The 17,938-nt window shown below is 49.7% G+C and carries 14 protein-coding genes and 1 tRNA gene; 7 read left to right on the top strand and 8 right to left on the bottom strand.

Annotated elements, in window-relative coordinates:
* Positions 1-37: 37 nt before the first annotated feature.
* A complete protein-coding gene (locus tag AYJ59_RS09105) occupies positions 38-376 on the top strand; it encodes a DUF2818 family protein (RefSeq protein ID WP_029937679.1) in 339 nt (112 codons plus the stop codon).
* Between the two features lie 133 nt (positions 377-509).
* Complete coding sequence (locus tag AYJ59_RS09100) at positions 510-1,283, top strand: EAL domain-containing protein (RefSeq protein WP_029937680.1); 774 nt, start codon at positions 510-512, stop codon at positions 1,281-1,283.
* Positions 1,284-1,381: 98 nt separating this feature from the next.
* Here the strand turns inward: AYJ59_RS09100 and AYJ59_RS09095 are convergent.
* The 6 genes from AYJ59_RS09095 to AYJ59_RS09070 form a co-directional block, all read right to left on the bottom strand.
* Positions 1,382-1,458 (bottom strand) — tRNA-Met (locus AYJ59_RS09095).
* 150 nt (positions 1,459-1,608) lie between these two features.
* On the bottom strand, positions 1,609-2,145 hold the full coding sequence (locus tag AYJ59_RS09090) for a DUF2726 domain-containing protein (RefSeq protein ID WP_051673317.1): 537 nt from the start codon (positions 2,143-2,145) through the stop codon (positions 1,609-1,611).
* A 171-nt stretch (positions 2,146-2,316) separates the two neighbouring features.
* The gene (locus AYJ59_RS09085) at positions 2,317-3,372 is read right to left on the bottom strand and encodes a response regulator (protein ID WP_038151531.1); all 1,056 of its coding nucleotides are present in this window, start codon (positions 3,370-3,372) and stop codon (positions 2,317-2,319) included.
* Positions 3,373-3,480: 108 nt separating this feature from the next.
* Entirely contained in the window at positions 3,481-5,799 is a 2,319-nt protein-coding gene (locus tag AYJ59_RS09080; protein WP_127119931.1) for an ATP-binding protein, read from the bottom strand.
* Positions 5,796-6,623 (bottom strand): phosphate/phosphite/phosphonate ABC transporter substrate-binding protein, encoded by an 828-nt coding sequence (locus AYJ59_RS09075; protein ID WP_206197867.1) that lies wholly within the window; start codon positions 6,621-6,623, stop codon positions 5,796-5,798. The genes AYJ59_RS09080 and AYJ59_RS09075 overlap by 4 nt, the downstream gene beginning before the upstream one ends.
* Positions 6,624-6,842: 219 nt before the next feature.
* A complete protein-coding gene (locus tag AYJ59_RS09070; protein ID WP_029937698.1) occupies positions 6,843-7,469 on the bottom strand; it encodes a LexA family protein in 627 nt (208 codons plus the stop codon).
* Positions 7,470-7,583: 114 nt separating this feature from the next.
* Between AYJ59_RS09070 and AYJ59_RS09065 the strand changes: the two genes are divergently transcribed.
* The 5 genes from AYJ59_RS09065 (at position 7,584) to AYJ59_RS09045 (ending at position 15,113) form a co-directional block, all read left to right on the top strand.
* Entirely contained in the window at positions 7,584-8,936 is a 1,353-nt protein-coding gene (locus AYJ59_RS09065; RefSeq protein WP_127119929.1) for a Y-family DNA polymerase, read from the top strand.
* Positions 8,937-9,124: 188 nt separating this feature from the next.
* Positions 9,125-10,312 carry an EAL and HDOD domain-containing protein gene (locus AYJ59_RS09060; protein WP_127119928.1) on the top strand — a complete coding sequence of 396 codons (1,188 nt, stop codon included), beginning with the start codon at positions 9,125-9,127 and terminating at the stop codon, positions 10,310-10,312.
* Positions 10,309-11,313, top strand: a complete 1,005-nt coding sequence (locus AYJ59_RS09055; protein ID WP_127119927.1) for a GGDEF domain-containing protein — start codon at positions 10,309-10,311, stop codon at positions 11,311-11,313. Before AYJ59_RS09060 ends, AYJ59_RS09055 begins: the two co-directional genes overlap by 4 nt.
* Before the next feature lie 329 nt (positions 11,314-11,642).
* Entirely contained in the window at positions 11,643-13,262 is a 1,620-nt protein-coding gene (locus AYJ59_RS09050; RefSeq protein WP_237260313.1) for a PhoX family protein, read from the top strand.
* Between the two features lie 93 nt (positions 13,263-13,355).
* Positions 13,356-15,113 (top strand): hypothetical protein, encoded by a 1,758-nt coding sequence (locus AYJ59_RS09045; protein ID WP_127119925.1) that lies wholly within the window; start codon positions 13,356-13,358, stop codon positions 15,111-15,113.
* A 90-nt stretch (positions 15,114-15,203) separates the two neighbouring features.
* On the opposite strand, the gene recN is transcribed toward AYJ59_RS09045, so the two are convergent.
* A complete protein-coding gene (gene recN, locus AYJ59_RS09040) occupies positions 15,204-16,868 on the bottom strand; it encodes a DNA repair protein RecN (protein WP_127119924.1) in 1,665 nt (554 codons plus the stop codon).
* A 37-nt stretch (positions 16,869-16,905) separates the two neighbouring features.
* Positions 16,906-17,781 carry an NAD(+) kinase gene (locus AYJ59_RS09035; protein ID WP_029937705.1) on the bottom strand — a complete coding sequence of 292 codons (876 nt, stop codon included), beginning with the start codon at positions 17,779-17,781 and terminating at the stop codon, positions 16,906-16,908.
* Positions 17,782-17,938 lie beyond the last annotated feature (157 nt).

The raw sequence follows: 17,938 nt of genomic DNA, 5'->3' as shown, positions 1-17,938 counted from the left end.
TTTCCAAACGGGCTTTTTTGCTTGAAGGAGTGTTGTTATGACAGTCGACACCGCTGTTTGGGTTTTGTTGGTCACGGCCATCGTTTTAGCGAATATTCCTTGGATTCTGTCCAATCGAGTGTTTATCTTTATCCCGGTTCAAAAAGCCAAATCGATTTGGTTTAACTTTGCTGAATGGTTCTTGTATTTCTTGGTGACCGGCATTTTCGCTTATCTGCTGGAAGACAAAGCGATGGGGCATGTCAAACCCCAAGAATGGGAATTCTATGTGGTGACGTTCTTTATGTTCGCCATCTTCTCTTTCCCAGGGTTTATCTACCGCTACAACCTGAAAATGTTTTTGGACAAGGCGCGCGGTAAGAAACAAGCGGCTTAATCGTCCGTTTAAATCAACATCTGTTTGATCCATTCTCGAATCAGGCCTGTCTGGCCTGATTATCATCCTCCTTGCTTTTACCGTCTAATCGCTTAATATTGAACCTCATCGATTTAGATTTTTTGAGTTCATTATGAAACCATCCATTACAGTCGAAACCGCTGGCAAAGGCTGTTCACAATGCCATAAAGATTTAGGGTTTGAGTTTTCGTTTGCTTTTCAACCCATTGTGAATGTGCGCGAAGCCACGATTTTTGGTTATGAGGCTTTGGTTCGCGGTACAGAAGGGCAAGGGGCGTTTTCTATCTTGAATCAGGTGGGGGCCGATAACCGTTACGCTTTTGACCAGGCCTGCCGCGTGAAGGCGATTGGTTTGGCGGCGAAATTGAACCTGCAGCAAGTGATCAGCATTAATTTCTTACCCAATGCTGTCTATGAGCCGGAACACTGCATTCAAAGCACCCTGAAAGCCGCAGAAGCCAACGATTTCCCGATTGAACGGATCATGTTTGAAATCACCGAATCCGAACAGGTGTATGATTTGGACCACATGACCGAGATTTTCGATTATTATCAAAAAACGGGCTTTATCACCGCCCTTGATGATTTCGGCGCCGGGCACGCAGGTCTAAACACCTTATCGCGGTTCGTTCCCAATATCCTGAAAATTGATATGAATCTCGTTACGGACATTCATCGTGATACCGTCAAACAATCCATTTTTAAAGGACTGGCTTCGATTGCCACCGATTTGAATTTTACGTTATTGGCCGAGGGAATCGAGCAGGAAGAAGAGGCGCTGTATTTCAAGGAAGCGGGCGTGGAGTTAATGCAAGGGTACTATTTTGCCAAGCCGGGTTTTGAAACCTTACCGACAGTCGATTTTTCCAGCAAAGTGTTTGGTTGATTTGTAATGGATTGTTTCTAAAGACAAATTTTGGGCAATAAAAAAGCCAGACTTCAAAACTTTTGTTAAAGTAATGAATGTCTGGCTTTCTAGAAATTTGGTAGCGGGGGCTGGATTTGAACCAACGACCTTCGGGTTATGAGCCCGACGAGCTACCAAGCTGCTCCACCCCGCATCAATTGATGTGGCGTATTATAGAGTGTTACGAGAATATTTCAAGGACTTTCCCGGATTAATTTCGTAATCCCTTCAAAAACGGCCAGGCCTGGCCGTTTTAACCATTTAAATCCAGTTTTTATGGGAAAGCTTTTTGATGGTTTGATCCCTAGCCAGGGTAAACAATTTTATTGGCAATTGTCTCAGCAATGTGTTCTTCCAAATATTTATGCTGTGTATTGATCATGACTAAAGGTACGTTGGCACTTTGAAAGGCTTCTAAAATGAACTGGTCTCTAGTCTTCCGGTCCTTTCTTTGATGTGACGGGTCGTTCAGCTCAACGGCACAGAGCAAGTTTAAGTTTTGATCTGTAATCACAAAATCGATGTGCTTTTGACTAATTTGAGAAAAAAGCCAATGCCAGCCGCTTCTTTTTTCAAACTTATTGACGGCCGGTGTCAGAATATCGGAAACCCTGACTTTGCCAAAAATCTTTAATTCATCGCCCGCGATGGATTCTAAAACCGATAGAAACTTCTTTTCGGTTGCAGTGAAAAGCTGAGTCTGAGGCTTGTATTTAATGGGATGTTTTCTTTGCTCTTGGCCTGAAGACGTAGCGGACTTCTTTTTATGAGCAAGGCTAAAAAAATACAAAATAGAAAGTAAAACTAGAGCGCCAAACAAAAATAAAATGAGTTCAATCATGGTAATAATTACTTATTTTTTTGAATGTCTGCATCTTAGTGTAATCAGAAATTGGAATCAAATTATTTTGAGAAGGGGAGTGTTGTATTACCTCTTCTGATTTAACTTAAACCAAAATTGCGGCGAAAACCTCATCTTAATCAACAGCCAGCCTGGCCGTTTTGTTTATTGCTATTCGTCTTTAAAGCGTCGGTTGATGTCGAGGAAGTCGTCGAAGTTTTGCAGGAAAAGCTCGGCTAAGTCGGGGTCGAAGGCTTTGCCCTTTTGTTCGCGAAAATAGTCTCGTACTTGTTCGGGTTCCCAAGCGGGTTTGTAAACGCGTTCGTGGCTGAGGGCGTCGAATACGTCGGCCAGGGCGCATACTCGGCCGGCGATGTGGATGTCTTTGCCTTTTAAGCCATTCGGGTAGCCGAAGCCGTCAAAGCGTTCGTGATGTTGCTGTGCAATGATGGCGGCCATTTGCAGGACGGAGCGTTTGGAGTATTTGAGAATGTCGTAACCGATTTGGCTGTGGGTTTTCATCATGGCCATTTCGTCGTCCGTCAATTTGCCCGGTTTGTTGAGGATGGCGTCTGGAATGGCCACTTTGCCGATGTCGTGCATGGGCGCGGCGCGGTAAATCAAATCGATGGTGTCGGCTTCCACGCCGTGCAACGTGGCGAGCCGTTTGGCGGTCTCGGCCACGCGAACCACGTGTAACCCGGTTTCGTGTGAGCGTTCGTCAATGGCGGCACCCATCATATAGATGACTTCTTTTTGGGTTGCTTCCAACTCGTCGTTGAGGTTTTGAATTTCAGAGACGGCTTGACTGACTTTTTCTTCCAGATGGTTTTTGTAGTCGTTCAGTTCCAGGTGAGTGTGAACGCGCGCCAAGACTTCTTCGTTGGCGAAGGGTTTGGTGATGTAGTCGACGCCACCGGCACGGAAGGCGTCGACTTTGCCTTCGGTTTCATTGAGGGCGCTGATGAAGATAATGGGAATGCTGGCGGTTTCCGGTTCGGCTTTGAGGCGTTTACAGACTTCGAATCCGTCCATATCGGGCATTTTGATGTCCAACAAGACCAAATCCGGTTTTTGGGCATGAATCGAGGCGAGTGCCATCTGACCATTGATGGCGACACGAACGTTGTAGTGTTCGTCGGCCAGAATGTTGCTCAATAACTTGAGGTTGGCGGCGATGTCGTCAACAACAAGAATTTCATGCTGTCTGGGTGATGTGTGACTCACAAGCACTCCTTCCGGTAATGGCACGATGCAATCGGCGTTGGAAGTCGCAGATTGCCAGGTGGCGTGTTTTCATTGTAATTTCTATTCATGAAAATTTGAATTGTTAAATTACGTATCCGTTTTGGTCTCGGTTTTCGTTAATTCCATAATCAAGTCGAAACGATAGGCATCCACCAGTTTGCGTAAGCCGCTTGCCAGAGCGATTTGGGCTTCCGGTAAGGTCTGGATAATCTCGGTAATGCTTTGAGCGTCACCGATAACGGCTGCGCGATAGAGACTGTCCCGTAGCGTCTCCGACAGTTGGGCCATATCCTGCGTCGACAGATTCAACAGCTTGGAACCTTCGTCTTCCAATTCACCGTCTTCGGCGTAGCGGTAATGCAAGGGGAGGTGACGTGCCATGCAATCATAGAGTTCTTCCGGGCGGTAAGGTTTACGCACAAAGTCATCCGAACCGGCTTCCATGACTTCGTCGCGCTGGTCCTTGAAAACCGATGCGGTCAAGGCAACGATTTTGACTTGGTCCCCGCCGGGCAGTTGGCGGATTTTACGAGTGGCGGTGAGTCCGTCCATGACCGGCATACGGCGATCCATCCAGATAAAGTGGGGCTGCCAGGTTTGAAAAAGTTCAATCCCTTTGGCGCCGTTTTCGGCAATTTTGACCTGGAAGCCGATTTGTTTGAGGATTTTTTGAATCAGCAATTGATTTTCCAGCTGGTCCTCCACCACCAGAATACGCCACTCGGGTTCGCCGTCGGCCAGGCTGATTACGGTCTTTCCGCCCGGGCCGCCATGACTGATAAGATCCACGTCGGTGGTGGCGTGTTTGACCTGAATGCTGAACGAGAAAATGGAACCTTCATCGGGTTTGGACTGTACGTGGATGTCGCCGCCCATCATATTGACGAACTGGCGCGTAATCGCCAAACCAAGCCCGGTACCTTTTTGCGAGGTGGCGTTGGCGAGCTGTTCAAACGGCATGAAGATGCGTTCGATGTCTTTTTGTTCGATGCCGGTGCCACTGTCTTCGACTTCAAACTTGAGCACGAGATTGCAGTCGTCGTCTTCCAGCGTGTCGAGTCGAAGGGTGATGCCGCCCTGATTGGTGAATTTGATGGCGTTGCTCAGCAGGTTGATGAGGATTTGGCGCAGTTTCGGGGCATCGCCGTGGATGATACGTGGAAATTTCGAGGTTTGATCGACCAGCAGTTGCAAGCCTTTTTCGGAGGCACGGATGCGCATCATGTCGGTGATGTTTCGAATCAATTCGCCCAGGTCGAAATCTTCGGCATCCAGGCGGACATGGCCGGCTTCGATTTTCGACATGTCCAGGACATCATTGACCAGTTGCAACAGGTGTTCGCCGGAATGGTTGATGATTTTCAGGTTATCCTTTTCGGTTTCCGGAATGTCGGAGCTTTGGGTCATCAAGGTCGAGAAACCGAGTATGGCGTTCAAGGGGGTGCGCAGTTCGTGGCTCATATTGGCGAGGAATGCGCTTTTGGCACGGTTGGAGGCCTCGGCTTTCTCTTTTTCTTCTTCCAGCGCTTTGGTACGGTCTTGAACGATGGTTTCCAGATTGTCATTCAGGTCTCGGATTTCTTTTTCGACCTTAACGCGTTGTCGGATATCCTGGCGTAGGTTTTTCTGCGTGCGCTGCAGTTCTTCTTCGTTTTGTTTCAAGGTGCCCAGCATGAGGTTGAACTCGTGTGACAGTTGACCGACTTCTGCGACGCCGTTTTCGTCGGCCATAGCGTCTTTATCGCCTTTTCGGATGCGTTTCATGGTGTCGATCAGGCGGTAAAGCGGGTCGGTCAGGCTTTTGGCGGTCAAGAAGGAGACCAATAGACCAATCAGTAGGGCGCCAAACGTGAAGAGCAAACTGTTACGAATGGTGGCTGAAATACTTTCCTGGCGCTGGGTTTGGTCGGTGCGCAGTTCCACCCAGCCGATGTAGTGGTTGTTGTGACGAATCGGCCGGGCCAGGTCGATATGATGTTCATTTTGGCTGATGATGGTGGCGCGGTCCGACAGCTGGTGTTTTTGGGCCAGCAGGTGCTTGAGATAATTGACACGGGCTTTGTCGGAGACGTATTGCCCGATGCGTTCTTTATCGGTGTGGGCAATGACTTTTCCATCCATATTGATGACGGCGGCGTAGATAAGGTCTTTGTAGATTTCGAAATTGGAGATGACTTCTTCCAGGCCGACGTAGTCGTTGGCCATGACCCATACCTGGCTATTAACCGCGAGCATGAGGCTGCGGTCCTGGGTTTCGGCCATGGCTTCTTTGTGCAGGAAATCGCTGTGGTTATGGATGGTGAAATAGGAAAAGACGCTGATCAGCAAGGTAAGTATGCCGGCGGTGCCTAAGATTAGTTGGTTACGGATGCTTTGATTCCAAAGCTTCTGGATAAGGGTATTCATGGTTGCAACCTGATTGGGCGGACGTCTTTTTCAAATTCGGCCAAAAAGGTTTCGACCGGTTGGTAAGTCGTATTGGTGGCCGGTTCGTAATGACTCAGCTCCATGGACGACAGGATGGTTTGGCCTTCCGGCGTATCTTGCAAATGAAAGATGATGTGACCGACCTGTTGAAGGATTTTTTCGGGGACATTTTCTTTCACCACCAAACCGTTGTTGACCAAGTGCGGCGTTTCCCATTTGACCATGACCTTTTCGGCCACTTCCGGCCGTTCCTTGATAAAGGCTTGCCATGGCGGTGGCCAGGTGGAGGCGGCGTCGGTTTTGCCGAGATAGACGTTCATGATGGACGACTCCTGCGAACCGACATAATGATTGGTGATGTCCTGATTGATGTTCAAGCCGTGTTCATGCAAATACCACTGAGGCATGATGGTCGCGGCCAGCGCGGTAGGGGCTGGATAACTTACCGATTTGCCTTTCAGGTCGCTGACCTTTCGAATCGAACTGTCTTTTCGGACCAGAATGATGCCGCGGAAATTCGCATCGTCCGCCATCTTTCCGAACACGCTGTAGCCATGCTTTAAGGATGCGACGGTTTGGTAAGGGTTTGGGAGTGCGAAATCGAAATGGCCGTGAAACAGCTTCTCGTTATAGGCGCGGTAATTTCGGGAGGCCTCCAAACGTAATTGGCCACCTTCGAGACGCGCATTGATGTAATCGACCATCGGTTGATAGATTTCGAACAGGCGTTTGGGGTTGTGGAGCGGATGAACGCCGAAAATATAGACATTTTCCAGAATCGGGGGCGTGTCGGCATATTGCAACTTCGGCGTTGCGTTCGATGAATCGCTGCATCCGTTTAAAGAGATGAATATGAAGGACAAGAAGACCAAAAAAATCTTTTTACAGCAATGCATGGCGACTCAATAATCCCTCAAGATTTGTATTGATGATTGCAATATAGCATTGAGCCGAGCACGACTCAAGCGAATGCATGCAATATCTGTCATAAAAACACCCAGGCCTGGCCGTTTTGGAGATTCTTAGAATTGTTTGATGGTGGCGGTGACCACGCCCCAAATGAATATATCCGATTCTTCGCGGACTGGAATAGGCGGGTAATGGTCGTTTTCCGGCACCAGCCAGGTGCCGGTGGATTTGATGGAAAGCCGTTTGACGGTCAGCTCACCGTCCAGTGCGGCGATGACGACTTTACCGTCTTTGGGTTCCAGGCTGCGATCCACTACCAGAATGTCGCCGTCCTGTATGCCGATTTTTTTCATGGAGTCGCCCTGAACCGTGAGCAGAAAAGTGCTGCTTTTGTTTTGAATCAGCTTGCTATTGAGGTCGAGTCGGGTTTCGATATAGTCGTCGGCCGGACTGGGAAAGCCAGCCACGACTTTATGGCTATGCAAGGGGAGTGGAACCTCGTCGCCGATTTCCGGCACATGAATCGTCAGTTTGTCGCCCGCCATGGCTTGTGCGGTTTGTAGCTGGCGCTGTTGCAACTCTTGTTCGGCTTGGTTGGATAGCCAGCTTTTGACGACGGAAACCTTTGATTCCGGCACGCGAATGACTTTGGTGTCTTCACCGAACTTGCCGGACCCTTTTTTGCGGCCGGCCCCTTTGCGGGCGCCGCCGCTTTGTTTTTTAGACTCAGAGTGTTTCATATCATTTTGGCTTTTATTGTTTTGATTTTTGTTACAGAAATTATAAGATAGAAAAAGCGATTGGAAAAGTGATTTTTGCAATCTTTGGGGTTTGTGTCAGGAGAAAAGCGCGGTATGGCCGTATTTGCATTGGTGGATGGCAACAGTTTTTATGCGTCTTGTCAGGTGGCGTTCGAACCGGCTTTGCGGCATCGTCCGGTGGTGGTATTGTCGAACAATGATGGGTGTATCGTGGCGGCGAATGCTCGTGCCAAGGCAGTGGACGAACTGTTGAAACAACAGCGGGGAGATTTCGGGCCGGGCGGTTATCGGGCGGCGCGCCCGGACAGCTTGATGTATCAGCCGTATTTTAAGGTCAAACCCTATCTGGACCGGATTCAGGCGGTGGTGTTCAGTTCGAACTATGAATTGTATGCCGATATGAGCAGCCGGATGCACGCACTTCTCGGTGAGTTTTCCCGTCGCCAGGAAATTTATTCCATTGACGAAAGCTTTTTGGATTTATCGGATGTGGCGCATTGGAACCTGACCGATTACGGGCAGGAAATCAAACGTAAGGTGTTGCAGTGTCTGGGGCTGCCGGTGGCGGTTGGCCTCGGTCATTCCCGAACTCAAGCCAAGCTGGCGAATCACTTGGCGAAAAAACACGAGGCTTACCAAGGGGTGTTGGATTTGACCGCCTTGACGCCCTTGAGCGTGGATTTGTTGTTGAAACAAGTGACGGTGGATAAGGTCTGGGGCGTGGGAAAACGCTTGTCGGCGAAGTTGGTCGATCAGGGCATCTTAACGGCGTACGATTTGAAAAGCTGTGATTTGAAATGGATTCGTCGTTGTTACTCGGTGACGGTGGAGCGCATTGTCCGAGAGTTGCGGGGGGAGTCTTGTTTGGGTGTGAACAGTCATGAAAGCTCGGAGCGGCAGATTATTTCGTCGCGGTCTTTTGGTCGTTCGGTGACGGAGTGGGAACCGATGGCACAAGCGGTGTCGGCGTACGTTTCCCGAGCCGGGGAAAAGTTGCGCCAGCAAGGTAAGGTTTGCCAATTTGTCACGGTCAGCATTCGTTCCAGCCCTTATACCAAACGAGGTGAACCTTACCAAGCCTCGCAAACGGTGCCGTTGATTTACCCGTCCGATAATACGGTGTTACTGGTAAAACAGGCCAAACGGGCTTTGCAGGGTATTTGGCGTTCGGGAGTGTTTTATCAGAAAGCCAGTGTGGTGTTATCGGGTGTCACAGGCAAAGGCGCTGTGCAAATGGACTGTTTTGCACCGGATCCGAAATATTCCGCCAATGCGCGTTCGGATCGTTTGATGTCTGTGGTGGACGGTTTGAACCAGACGATGGGAAAAGGCACGATTCAATTGGCTTCCGAAGGGATGAAAAATCACCAGGCCTGGCGAATGCGTCGTAACTTGATGTCGGGACGTTATACGACGCGTTGGGACGAGTTGCGGGTGGTTTCTTAGCGTGTTTCGGTTCGGTGGACGGAAAAACATCAGAAAATATCATCGTGCGGTTAAAAAAATTAATGGCTTTTTCAGGCAAGAGACTGGGCAAAGTCGTGGCGTTTTCATTATGATAGTGAGTTAAATGATTGATATTCTGTTGGGGTCGTCACAGAGCATAAGAATAAACGGCCAAGTTGGACAAACAAATGGAAGAACTTTTTATTGGCCGACAACCGATTTTTGATCGGCGTAAACAAGTCTATGGGTACGAGTTGTTGTTCCGTGACGGTTATCACCCGAACGAAGCGCATTTTGAATCCGATGACGATGCCACTGCGACGGTGGTGCATAATTCGATGATGGGGTTTACCCTGGACGAACTGGTCGGTGGCGCCAAGGCCTTCATCAATTTTCCGGAAGCGTTTTTCGACCCTCGAATCGATCCGTGTTTTTCATCGCATCGCATTGTCTGTGAAGTCCTGGAGACGGTTCCCGTCAATGAAACCACTTTGGCCGGTATCAAAAAATTACGGCAGAAAGGCTTTCAAATCGCTCTGGACGACTTTGTGTTCAAAAAGGAATTCATTCCATTCATTCGTTTGGCCGATATCATTAAAATCGACATCGAAGGCGTCAAGCCGGAAAAGATTCCTCTGTTGATAGAACGCATTCGCAAGGTCGCCAATACCAAAATCTTGGCCGAGCGAGTCGAAACCCAAGCGATTTATGAAGTGTGCCGCGATGCGGGTTGTGATTATTTTCAGGGGTATTATTTTGCTAAGCCGGAAATTGTCACCAGCGCGAAACTGTCGGTGTCGAAATTGCATTTGTTGATGCTGTTGCGCAAGTTGGCGCAGGAAAATATCAGCTTAGAGGACTTGGAAGAAGTGGTGTCGCAAGATGTCGGTTTGATGCACAAGTTGATTAAACTGGCGGCGCAGAATCGTACGGTGGGTATGCCGGAGTTTGAAACGCTTCGGCAGGTGATGACGCTTTTCGGATTGCGCCGTGTACAATCCTGGGCAAGCATGATTTCGATGAATTTGCTGGACGATGTGGTGCCTGAAGTCTTCAATATCGCCCGTACCCGAGCGATTTTCATGCGCTTGTGTGCCGAGCACGAAAAACTGGAAAATCCGGATTCCTATTACCTGGCCGGGATGTTCTCATTATTGGATGTGATTTTGAAAAAACCGTTGCTGGAATTGTTGGAGGCTTTATCTTTGAACCGGAAAATCGTCAATGGCATTCTCCGGGAGGAGGGTGAACACGGACGTATGTTGCAGATGGTGAAGTCGTTTGAGCAGTCGCGTTCCGAATCCCTCGATCAAGTGTATCGCCACCTCTATGTTCGTGCCTTAAAAGAAAGCCATAACGCCGAAGCATTGCTATGAAAGCACGATTGAAGCCCTTGTTACAGAAAGCCGATTCTCGGATTACCTTCATTATTCCGACCTATTTCATTCTCGTCGTGGTTTTTGCAGTGATGGCTGCCGTCGGTCAAGAATGGGTACTGGCTCTGTGGTTGTCGTCTTTTGCCGCCATGATTTTATTGTTCGGATTTCATATCTTCCAAAACGGATTGACCTGGATCGGCAAGGGTATGATGCTGGTCACCAATGCCTTGTTTATCGGTTTTCTCGTGGTGCATGGCGGGCATGGGCATTCGGGGTATTTCTGGGTTTTTCCATTGCTGGTGGCGACCATCCAGGTGATGGGGGCAACACTCGGCGTTTTTTTTGCGGTCTTGCTTCTGGGGATGGTTTGGCAGCTGGATGCGTTCGGCTGGACGGATACCGCTCTGTCGAGCCGTTTCTATTTTGCCGCGCTGGGCTTGGTGTTGATTACCGGAGTGCATGAGTTTACGTTGGAACGCCATCGAAAAGAGTTGTCACGTCAAGTGAAGGATAAACAGCGCGAAAGCTGTCTCGACCCTTTAACCCGGGTGGGTAACCGGCGTTTGATTGATGAAGAATTGGCCATGATTTATACACGAGAGTCTGCGGGCACATCCATCGGCCTTTTGATGGTGGATTTGGATAATTTCAAACAAATCAACGATGCTTTCGGCCATCATGCGGGCGATGAAGTGTTGAAGACAATCGCCAGTCATTTATCGGAAAGTGTGCGGCCGTCCGATGCGGTCGCGCGCTGGGGCGGCGACGAATTCGTAGTCCTGTTGCATCCTATTCGTCAAGATGAGCTGGAGGCGGTTGCCAAGCGTATTCAACAATCGATCGTTCAGGATGAACGTTTGACCAGTTTTGATTTGAGCGTCAGCATGGGCGGCGCCTTGACATCGTCGGATTACCGCGCTTTATTGAAAGTGGCCGATGAAAACCTGATTGAAATGAAAAACCACACCAAGAACGATTACAAAATCACGCGCCTATAAACCCTCTTGGAAATATGTCATTTTTCCTACATCTGCCGGTCATTTTCACGTTTTAAAATATTGAATAATTTAATTCAGACTGGATGTAATAACCATAAATGTTGAAATCTCAGATTGGAATTTGTGTGATTTTATCGTCACTCATTTTATTGGTTGGTTGTGGCGAAAAAATACCTGAAAAAGAGGGAGCATCCTCGTTGATTGAATTTGTATCTATTTCCCCTGCGGTGATAGATGAAGAAAAACATTCAATACGCTGGACTAACCGTGTCTTAATTGATGGAAACCCGCAAAAAATTGGTTACCATACTTTGATTAAAACGGGCGACGTGAACAATGGTGAGACTTACGGGGTGGTCAAAGATTACCAGGATAACGTGATTCAAGAGTTGGACGGTTCCGCTTATTTGTGTAACGGTACGGATACTGGGAAAGGTTCCGGGCTGGATCATTTCTCGTTCTTGCAGAAAAACGGTAAAGTTTACATGGTTTCCCAGTTCGAATGTGGACCGGGTGCGATGTATATGAATGAATTGGAGCAAGCGTCCGACGGGAAATTGACCGTTAAAGCCGATAGCTTACAATTCATCAGTCAGAAAGGCGACTTCGGTGGCTGGGTACACTGTGCCGGTATGACCACGCCATGGAATTCACATCTAGGGTCGGAAGAGTATCCGGCGGATGCGAACCCTGCCGCTTCTTACCCTTATACGGCAAACAGCTACTATTCTGAAGTGACGGATAAGTTCTGGGGCGGGAATGCGTCGATGAATAACCCTTACTATTATGGTTGGACGCCGGAAGTGACGATTGGTACTGATGGTACGCCTAACTACACCAAACATTACAGCATGGGGCGCTTTGCGCACGAGCTGGCTTACGTGATGCCGGATAAGAAAACGGTTTATTTGTCGGATGACGGTACCAATGTCGGGCTGTTCATGTTTGTGGCCGATACGGCGGAAGATTTAAGTGCCGGTACTTTGTATGCCGCTAAATGGGTACAAACTTCGAGCGACGGTTCGAGCATGGGACAGGCTGTTATCAAATGGATTGATATGGGCCACGCGACGGATGCGGACATCAAAACAATCGTTGCAGCCAAGCCTGCTTTCTCGGATATTTTCGCCACCGAAGCGCCACAAGCAGACGGTTCTTGTGCCACGGCCGGATTTAAGAACGTCAATACCGAAGCCGGCAACGAATGTTTGCAATTGCAGGACGTCAATGGCGATACGGCTGTGGATGCCGCGGATGAAGCCATTGCCGCACGTTTGGAAACACGTCGTCTAGCGGCGTACCTTGGTGCGACCACCGAGTTCCGTAAAGAAGAGGGTATTACCTTCAATCAGCGTGACAATAAGTTGTATATCGCCATGTCCGAAGTCGCTTATGGCATGGAAAGCAACGAGAAGAAAGGCGTCGCTAATACCACGTATGACTTGGGTGGAAACAACGACATTCGCGTTGAATATAACCCTTGTGGTGCGGTTTATGCCTTGGATGTCGCTACTAACTCAACCATTGGTTCCGATTACGTCGCTTACAGCATGAAAGGCTTGGTGAGTGGTACACCAGTGGATTACTCTGGAACGGCTTTGGAAGGAAACACCTGTGATGTGGACGGAATCGCTAGCCCGGATAACGTTACCTTCTTGCAAGGTTCCGATATTCTGGTGATTGGGGAAGACACCAGCGCGCACCCGAACGATATGGTTTGGGCGTATAACATCAAAGACGGTTCCATGGAGCGTATCTTCACCGGTCCTTACGGTTCTGAAACCACATCGCCTTTCTGGCATAAAGACATCAACGGTTTCGGTTACCTGACGGTGACGACGCAGCACCCATTCGGTGAAGTCAGCGGTTCTTATACGCGACCAGCCGGTGTTGAAACCAAGTCGGAAGCCGGTTATATCGGGCCGTTCGATTTCTCGGACGTCAAATAATCCGATTATCTCACTTGGCCGATCCTCGGCCAATCTCAACAAGCCTCGCCCTTCCGGCGGGGCTTTTGTGTTTCAGTGTAAAGAGTTAAAATTATGATTGTTTCTTATTTTTTTAAAGTGGGGCTTTGGGCCTCTTTGGGTGTATCGGTCGCTGGTCTGACGGCCTGCTCTGGAATCAGTGGTTCCAAAACTCAAGACGTTGAAATCATCACGCTGGACGGCCCACAAACCGTCCAGCAGGTGACCGCCATGTTTGATGACGATTGGCTGTTGAACACGAAAGTGCATCACCGAGCCAGTAGCTACATCCCGTCCCAGTGTTACACCCGTACGGAAGGGCAAAACGGCAAGGTGCATAACCCGTGCTTTACGTGTCATTCCACGCCAAAAGCACCGACCTATATCGACGACACCAGCTTTCAGATGGCTTATGAATTTCGTGATACGTCTCGAAAAAACCCTTGGATTAACTTGTTCAAGGATCGAACCGAAGCGGTGGCAAATATTTCCGATGACACCATTATGGAATACGTTCGTCAATCGAATTACTTTGATGAAGACGGGCGAATCATTCTGGCCGAAACCCTGAAAGAAGTTCCTAAAAACTGGGATTTTAACGGTGACGGCGAATGGAACGGCTATCGTCCGGATTGTTATTTCAACTTCGACTCCGAGGGATTTGATCGAACGCCGAACGGGGAGGATTCGGGCTGGCGTTCATTCGGTTACACCCCGTTTCTCGGGACTTTCTGGCCCACCAACGGCAGCACCGATGATGTGATTATGCGTCTGGCACCGGCTTTCCGGAAAGACGAAAAGGGCGCTTGGAGCCGCGATGTGTATCGTTTGAATTTGGCGATTGTCGAGGCCTTGATTAAACGCCGCAATGTTTCGATTCCACCGACCGACGAAACCTTATATCAGGTGGATTTGAACAAGGACGGTGAACTGGGGCAGGCCACCGAAGTGGTTTACGACTGGGCGCCTTTGGAAGGGCGGTACATGTCTTATGTCGGTCAAGCCAAACAACAATTGGCGCAGAAGAAGGTGCACTTGGCTGGTGGTTTGTATCCGGAAGGCACTGAGTTCATTCACAGCGTTCGCTACATCGATTTCGATGAAAACGGTGATATTCGAATGTCGCCGCGTTTCAAGGAATTGCGTTACGGTATTAAAACCAACTGGAACACCTATACGCAATTGCGGAACGTCGCGATGGAAGAGCTGAAAGAGGCGCATGATTTTCCGGACCGGTTGCGATATGTTCAAGGCTCGCCGGAAGGCGGCATGCTTAGCGGTGTCGGCTGGACATATCAAGGGTTCATCGAGGACCAGAACGGCGACTTGCGACCACAGAGTTATGAAGAGTCGTTGAACTGTATCGGCTGTCATGCCGGGATCAGTCAGACCACCGACGCCAGTTTTGCCTTTCCGCGTAAACTGGACGCCGATGCCTTCCAAGGCGGTTGGTACCATTGGACGCAAAAAGGTCTGTCGGGCATTCCGGAACCGAAATGGTCGGACGGCACCTATGAATATACCCAGTATTTGCTGGAAAACGGTTCCGGAAACGAGTTCCGCAATAACCCGGAAGTCATCGCCAAATTCTTCGATGAAAAGGGCGAGGTGAAGCCCGATGCTTTGCAGCGATTGCATGGCGACATCGGTTATCTGTTGTTACCGTCTCCGGAACGGGCGAAGGCTTTGAACAAGGCCTACAAGGTGATTGTGGATGAGCAAAGCTATATTTATGGCCGCACGCCACACATCAAATCCTTGAAGGATACCGTCTGGCTGGAGCCGCCTGCGGATGAAACGACCGGTGTGAAGGAAGCGGTATTGATTCCGTAAAACCAAACTGATTCAATCAACACCCTAACAAAACCGGGCCATGCCCGGTTTTTTTATGGAAAGCCCAATTGTTCAGGCGCGGGTTTGCTGTTAGGTTTGTTGAGCTAAGCTGAGCATTTCTTCCGCGTGTTTCAGCGTTTGCTCGGTGATTTTCATGCCGCCCAGCATCCGCGCCAATTCCTCAATCCGCGCGTCGTCATCCAGTTGGGTGACTTGGGTTTTGGTTTGGTCGTTTTCGGTGTGTTTTCGGATATTGAGCTGTTGGTCGCCGTATGCCGCCACTTGTGCCAAGTGGGTGATGGAAAAAACCTGACGATGGCGTCCCAGTTGTTGCATTTTTTGGCCGACCACCTCGGCGATGCCGCCGCCGATGCCGACATCGACCTCATCGAAAATCATCGACGGCAAACTGGCGACTTCGGCGCTGGCCACTTGAATCGCCAAGCTGATGCGGGAAAGCTCCCCGCCGGAAGCGACTTTTGCCAAGGGTTGCAGTGGCTGACCTTTATTGGCGGTGACCTGGAAGTGCACCTGATCCAATCCGAGTTTGCTGGCTTTGTCGGTGGTGTCGACATCGATTTGGAACAAGCCGTTTTCCATGCCCAATGTGTGCATGGACGCGGTGACATTCTCGCTCAGGCGTTTGGCGGCCTGGGTGCGTGATGTATGCAGTTTCGACGCCTGTTGGGTGAATGCTGACCAGGCCTGGTCGATTTCCTGTTTCAAGGTGTCGAGCGACGCGCCGGAGTCGCTCAGTTCGGCCAGCGCATCACGAATTTCCTGATGTTTGGTGACCAGTTGCTCTGGGTCGAGTTGGTATTTTTTCGCCAGCCCAAACAATTCGGACAGGCGTTCATCGACTGTTTGCAAGCGCTCCGGGTCGAGTTCGACGTGATGGTTTTGCGCTTGAATGTCGTCGGCCACGGCCTGACAGTCGATTTGAATGGAGTTGAGTTGTGCCAGCGCTTCGGCCAGTTGCGGTGAAAACTCGCTGACGTTTTCCAGCTCGGAAATGGCTTGCGACAGTTTATGGGTCAAGCCGTCGTCGCCTTCAATCGCCTCATAGGCGTTGTACACCGATTGTTTGATTTCGCTGGCGTGCGACAAGGTGTTTTGTTCGTCGGACAAGGCTTCGAATTCATCGGCTTGCGGTTGCACTTTATCGAATTCCGACAATTGAAATTCCAATAATTCCAGTTTGCTCTGGCGGTCCGCTTGCGAAGCGTGCAGTTCTTCGTAACGTTGATTCAATTTTTGCCAGGCCTGGTAGGATTCCGCGGTTTGGGCCAGTTGTTCATCGTGCTTAGCGTAAGCGTCCAGAAGCGCCAATTGTTTGTTAGCGTGCATCAGGGTTTGATGTTCGTGCTGACCGTGAATGTCGATCAGCAGCGCGCTCAGGCTTTTCAATTGGTTGACGGAAGCGGGCAGGCCATTGATATACGCTTTGGAGCGGCCTTCCGCCGTGAGGGTGCGGCGCAACAGACAGGTGTTGTCTTCATCCAGTTCGTTTTCGGCCAGCCAGTTTTGGACGTCCGGCAATTCGGTGATGTCGAAATCGGCGGTGATGTCGGCCTTGGGGGTGCCGTGGCGAACCAGGGCACTGTCGGCACGTTCGCCCAATGCCAGGCCGAGGCCGTCCAGCAAAATGGATTTCCCGGCACCGGTTTCCCCCGTCAGGGTGGTGAAACCGGATTCGAAATTCAGGTGCAGTTTTTCAATCAAGGCCAGGTTTTGAATGGTCAGTTCTTGTAACATGTCGCTCCTAAGTTGCTCGGTGCCTGAGACGGCGCGTTTACAGCTTTTGTCCCCAGTTGAGTTTGGCTCTTAACAGTTCGTAATGGTCGTGGCTTTTCGGGTGGACCATTTTAATGAAGTTGGGGTGGCGCGTCACGATGGTTTCGTAGTGCGCCATGAATTGGAAGGAGCGTTGGCCGTCGCAGATGATGGACGCGACGCCGCAGCAGTTGGCGTGCGGGCGAATCAGAATTTCACTGTCGCCGGACACCACCACCGGGCGGTTACTCATGGTATGCGGGTTGATGGACACCAGTGAAATGACGTTCAAACCGGCATCGACAATCGGGCCGCCGGCGGATAGGGAGTAGGCGGTGGAGCCGGTCGGCGTGGACACGATCAGGCCGTCGGAACGCTGACTGTTCAAAAAACGGTTGTCGACGAAGGTTTCGAATTCAATCATGCGCGGCGAATCGTTTTTGTGCAACACCACATCGTTAAAGGCCACTTCTTCAAACAGGGTTTCGCCGTCTTTTTTGATGACGACTTTCAGGAGGGTACGTTCTTCACACTGGTAATCATCGGCCAAAACTTCGTCCAGGGTATCGAGCATGGTGTCGGGCGACACGTCGGTCAAAAAACCCAGGCGTCCGAGGTTGATGCCGAGAATCGGAATGTTGTAATTGACGATGGAACGCGCCACGTCGAGAAAGGTGCCATCGCCGCCGACGACAATCGCGAAATCGATGGTTTCCAGCAGTTCGGAACGTTCCAGGCGTTCAATGCCGTAACGGTCAATGGGAAAATCCGAGCAGGAGCGTTGATCCAGCAACACGCGCTTGTCTTTTTCCTGAAAGTACAGAATCAGCTTATCAATCACTTCCCAGGACTGAATGCCGTTGTATTTGGCGAAAATTCCGATTTTACTGAACATGCGTTATATCCTTCGTCGAGCGGGTTGACAGTCGTTGGTCGTCATCCGCCTCTTGAAAATTTCCGTTTTATACCCATAATGCTTTTGAGTCCAATTTATGAGCTAGAATATTAAGCATCATTTTACGTTAAGCAAGTACTATTTTTGCCTAACATCC

The organism is Thiomicrospira sp. S5 (genome assembly GCF_003991075.1).
GTDB classification, from domain to species: domain Bacteria; phylum Pseudomonadota; class Gammaproteobacteria; order Thiomicrospirales; family Thiomicrospiraceae; genus Hydrogenovibrio; species Hydrogenovibrio thermophilus.
Note: the sequence above shows the minus strand (reverse complement) of the source record. Positions and strands in the feature narration are given on the sequence as shown.